This is a genomic window from Guyparkeria sp., from assembly GCF_041687595.1.
Lineage (GTDB): Bacteria > Pseudomonadota > Gammaproteobacteria > Halothiobacillales > Halothiobacillaceae > Guyparkeria.
This window is the reverse complement of the sequence record NZ_JAWLBP010000008.1, coordinates 33784-38659: the sequence shown is the minus strand read 5'-3', so window position 1 is coordinate 38659 and position 4876 is coordinate 33784. Positions and strand designations below refer to the sequence as shown.

Sequence of the window (4876 nt, the reverse complement as noted above, 5' to 3'; positions counted from 1 at the left end):
CCTCCGATTCGGACCAAGGGGAAGGACTATGAAGACAATGAATCGATTTCGTCGCACCACCATTTCCACGTTCGTGGCCATAAGTTGCGCCGCATGGGGGGCACAGGTCTCAGCGGACGAAATTCTCAACCTCGACTACTCCACTGGTGATGGCTATTTCCTGGTCGATGAAGACGATGGCCTCATGGAACCGGGGATCAAGGCCGTCACGCCCGAGCCGAGCAACTACGATCCGACGGATGGGATCATCGGCGGCGGCGCCACGTCTCCCAACTGCCTCATGTCCAGCCGCGACGTCGATTGTGCCGCCCCGCCACGCTCCAGCAAGCGCTACAAGACGAACTTCACCGGAACGGGTGCCTTCGACGCCGTCTTCACGACTGCCGCCACCACCGACCCGAACCCCACCGTGTACAACAACATCGGCAAGGTCACCAACCTGACCGGTGCGCGGATCACGGGTTTCAAGGTCGTAGTGGGCACGGGCACGGGGGAAAACTTCACCCCGGCCAGCCAGTCCGACCTGCCTGTGGGAATCACGGAAGAAGGCGACCTGCGAACCCGCGCCAACGTCCCCTGCGGCCTGTTCGGAAGCGGGTGTGCTCGAGATGAAACCGAGGTCGGCTATTTCAATACGGACGAGGCCCACGCTGACGAACTCACCGTTACCGTCAACGACGATAGCGTAACCTTCGCGGACATCACTCAAGAGCTCGCCCCGGACTACTACCGCATCGTAGGTGACGCAATCCTCGATCGCAGCCAGGTTCCGACCGGTCTGTTCATCGAGGATACCGACACCGCCTCCGAGGATGATCTGCTGGTCTGGAAGGCCCCCGGCAGCGACACCTGGCTGGACGAGAACGGCGACACGCTTACGCAGGCCGAGGTGGACCAGCGCATTGCCGATGCGAAGGCCGAACTCGGCGACTCGTTCGTCGGCACCTATGAGGGTGAGATCGAGGACATGTCGAACGTCAACATGAACTTCCCGATCGACGTCGGCATCCTCGATGGCCAGTTCACCATGCGCTTCATCCCGCTGTTCAAGCCGATCGTGGAAGCCGCCGGCTCGGACTACCAGTTCGCGGTGGCCTCGTCGCTCGACAGCAGCGAGATCGTGTTCATGAACGCCGATCCGGAGTTCGCGAACGTCATCGCCGAGATCAATGGCCTTGGCACCCTCGCCGAGAAGCAGGCCGCACTCGAACGCGCCGGTACCAGCTACCTGCGCAATTTCGGCACCCAGGCCTTCCTGATGGGGCGTGACCAGGTCGAGATGGTGCTCAAGCACCTCAACAACGGTCGCCTGGTCATGCCGGCGGGCACCACCGGCAGCAACATGAACGCCAGCGCCACGTCGGTCGAGGACATCAGTGCCGTCCGCCTGGCGTCCTCCGACTCGTCCGCCCAGGGCCTGGCCGGGCTGATGGCAGGCACCGGCGGGACCAACAGCATGGAGATTACCGAGCGCTTCTCGCTGTTCTTCTCCGGCTCGGTCTCCACCGGTGACATCGACGACACCACCAGCGGCGCCGGCGCGGACTACAACGGCTACGCCCTCACCGGTGGTGGCGACTACCGCGTCGCGGACAAGGCACGCGTCGGCGCGGCGGTCGGCTACGGCGCCAACGAAGGCAGCATCAACGACAACCGCGGCGACCTGGATGTCGATGGCTACACCGCGATGCTCTACGGCTCCTACGGCGGCGTGACCGGTCCGTTCGTCGACGCCGTGGTCGGCTACTCCTGGCTGGACTACGACAACGATCGCCGCATCGCCTTCGGCTCCTACAACGAACTGGCCGAAAGCAGCACCGATGGCAAGCAGGGCAGCTTCACCATCGACGGCGGCTACAATTTCGAGATCGGTCGCTTCATCGCCGGTCCGAGCGCCCGCTTCCAGTACATCGACCTGGAGGTCGACGGCTACGAGGAAACCGGCGCCGGCGTGCTCTCGATGTCGGTCGAGGACATGGACTTCCAGTCGCGCACCCTCTGGCTCGGCGGCCAGGTCGCCCTGCCGATCGCCCTCGACAACGGTGGCTTCATCCAGCCGAACGCCCGCGTCCACTGGGTCAAGGAGATGGAGGATGACGGCACCATGGTGGGGACCAACTTCACCGGCGGCACCATCCCGTTCTCCACGCCGATCGACGCTCGCGACGACAACTACGTCCGCGCCGGCGTCGGCCTGGATGCCGGCTTCACGGGCTGGGGCCAGCCGATGACCGTATCGGTCAACTACGACGGCACGCTGGCCAACGACGACTACGACGAGCACCGTGGCAGCGTCAGCCTGACCATGCACTTCTGACCCGGTACGGGCGCGGATGACCTAGTCATCCGCGTGGCCGGGCCCGAAGGCTCGAAACGCGAAAGGCCCTTGCCGCCACGGCAAGGGCCTTTTCTTGTGCCCCATCCACGCCATCGGACAGGGCCTGCGCCGCACCTGTACCACACCACCGGCATCCCGTACGCCTTCAGGCCCTTACGGTTGTCGGTCCCGGTTTACGACAGGAACCGGGCCTCGCCGGGAGGCGGTTTCGCTCAGTGCGTCCCTGACGCCGGATCCTCGAAGCGCAGCGCCGTGGCCCGACCCTGCTCCAGTACGCGGGTAGCGAACGCCTCCGGCAGCTCGACGCGGGACCGCTTCCCGGCTTCGAGACGGACGGAGGGGCCGAAACGCAACTCGTCTCCCTCGAGACCTTCGGCCACCCGGTAGTCGAACGCCGAATCGCTGTCGTTGATCAGCACCAGCGCCGTGCTGATAGCCGGTTCAGACCGGTTGCCCACCTGGCCCCGCACCCGTTCGATGTGCTCCTGGACCAGCGGCGGGATGCCGATTCCCAGGTGTTGCTCGCCGACCTTGATGTTGACATGTGACAGGCCGGTCAGCGCCTCGTCAGGCGCGCCGTCGATCAGTACCATGTTGCGGAAGAACGCCACCCCGCCCTCGGCTTTTGAGTCGCAGGAGCGGTAGCGGGTGTCCGGGAACACGCCGGAGAGTACCCACTGCGTCCAGTCCAGCGAACCCGGCTCCTCGGAGCCCCCGGAGATGCGCTCGCAACCGTCGACGTGGACATGCGCCGAGGCGATGAGGGGGCGCGTTACCTGTTCCCGCAGATCCGTGACGTTCAGCTCGGCCTCGACCGAGGCCTTGCAGCCCAGCAGGCCCGCCGACAGTCCGGTCACGCCGAGAAGGAGCGCCGGCAGGGTGAAACGAGATCGCATGGTCTTCCCACCTCGAATGGAACGAGCGGCGATTCTAGCAGGATGTCGACTCAGCCCACGCCCTCCGCTCGCCGCCCAGCGGCGCCGGCAACAGACTCCGGCCCTCGCACTCGCAGCCCGCCCGACCTAGACTTGCTGCAATGAACATCAGCCTGACCCTCACCTTCCTCGGCGGCATCGGCCTGTTCCTGCTGGGAATGCGCCTGATGACAGACGGACTCAAGGTGGCCGCCGGCGACGCCCTGCGGGAGATCCTCGCCCGGGGGACCGCGACCACCCCACGCGGCATTCTCTCCGGCATCGGCATCACCGCCGTGGTGCAGTCCTCCTCGGCGGTGATCTTCGCCACGGTGGGCTTCGTCAACGCCGGCCTGTTGACGCTGTTCCAGGCCGTCGGCGTGATCATCGGCAGCAACATCGGCACCACCGCCACCTCCTGGCTGGTGGCGATCGTCGGCTTCAAGGTCGACCTGCAGGCGCTGGCCCTGCCCGCGGTCGCCATCGGCATGCTGTTGCGCATCACGGGCCAGGGCAAGCGCCGAGCCTACCTGGGTGACGCACTGACCGGCTTCGGCATCTTCTTCCTCGGCCTGGACGTGCTCAAGGGTAGCTTCGGGGACTTCGGCGAAGGGTTCGAGCTCGCCGAATACACCGGAAGCGGCGTCTTGAGCTTGCTGATGTTCGTCGCCATCGGCGTGGTGATGACCGTGGTGATGAACTCGTCGAGCGCCTCGCTCGCCATCACCCTGACCGCCGCCGGCACCGGGGTGATTCCGCTCACCTCGGCCGCGGCGATGGTCATCGGCGCCAACGTCGGCACCACCTCCACCGCCCTGTTCGCCGTCATCGGCGCCACCTCGGCCGCCCGGCGCGCCGCCATGGCCCACGTGCTGTTCAACGTGGTGGTCGGCGTCGTGGCCTTCATCATGCTGCCCGTGCTGTTGTGGCTGGTCGCCCATACGGCGGCCTTGCTGCGCCTCGAACCCGGGCCGGCCACTTCGCTGGCGATATTCCACACCCTCACCAAGTTGCTGGGCACGGCGATCTTCTGGCCCGCCACGCCACGCCTGGTGAAGTTCCTGGAGACCCGCTTTCGCACCGCCGAGGAGGACGAGGGGCGTCCACGCCATCTCGACCGACACATTGCCTCCACTCCGGACCTGGCCCTGGACGCCCTGAACATGGAACTCCAGCGGATCGGGGATATCGCCCGGCGCGGGGCGCGCGACGTCGTCAGCGTCGAGGGGGCGGCCGCCCTCGACCGCCTTCACCGGGATCGCCTGATCGTGGAGCGGCTGATCCTCGCCACCGCGGAATTCAGCAACCGTGCCCAGTACGGCGAGATGCCTTCTTCGATCGCCGAGGGCTTTCCGCTGGCCATGCGGATCAGTCGCTACTACGGCGACATCGCCGAGCACGTCGAGGAAATCGCCAAACTGGAGGCCAGCCTGACAACACCGACAGACCCCTCCATCAGCGAGGCCTTCACGGAATTCCGCCGGGAGACCTCCAACGTTCTCTCACTCGCCGATCCCGACGACGAGGAATTCTCGATGAAGCGCCTCAAGCGCGCGATCAAGGATTTCGCCGACGACTACCAGTCGCTCAAGGCCCTGCTGCTACGTGCCGGAGCCGACGACCG

General features: G+C 65.8%; 3 protein-coding genes. 2 read left to right on the top strand and 1 reads right to left on the bottom strand.

Annotation, left to right across the window (positions count from 1 at the left end; all coding sequences use genetic code 11):
• The first annotated feature begins 37 nt into the window (after window positions 1-37).
• On the top strand, window positions 38-2317 hold the full coding sequence (locus ACESL5_RS02660; RefSeq protein WP_372591236.1) for a choice-of-anchor F family protein: 2280 nt from the start codon (window positions 38-40) through the stop codon (window positions 2315-2317).
• A gap of 233 nt (window positions 2318-2550) precedes the next feature.
• On the opposite strand, the gene ACESL5_RS02655 is transcribed toward ACESL5_RS02660, so the two are convergent.
• On the bottom strand, window positions 2551-3234 hold the full coding sequence (locus ACESL5_RS02655; protein WP_372591235.1) for a hypothetical protein: 684 nt from the start codon (window positions 3232-3234) through the stop codon (window positions 2551-2553).
• A gap of 140 nt (window positions 3235-3374) precedes the next feature.
• Between ACESL5_RS02655 and ACESL5_RS02650 the strand changes: the two genes are divergently transcribed.
• The coding region (locus ACESL5_RS02650) for a Na/Pi cotransporter family protein (RefSeq protein ID WP_372591234.1) at window positions 3375-4876 on the top strand (1502 nt) is incomplete at its 3' end.

Coding starts and splice junctions, on each gene's coding strand:
- ACESL5_RS02660 (WP_372591236.1), top strand. CDS start 38: ATGAATCGATTTCGTCGCACCACCATTTCCACGTTCGTGGCCATAAGT.
- ACESL5_RS02655 (WP_372591235.1), bottom strand. CDS start 3,234: ATGCGATCTCGTTTCACCCTGCCGGCGCTCCTTCTCGGCGTGACCGGA.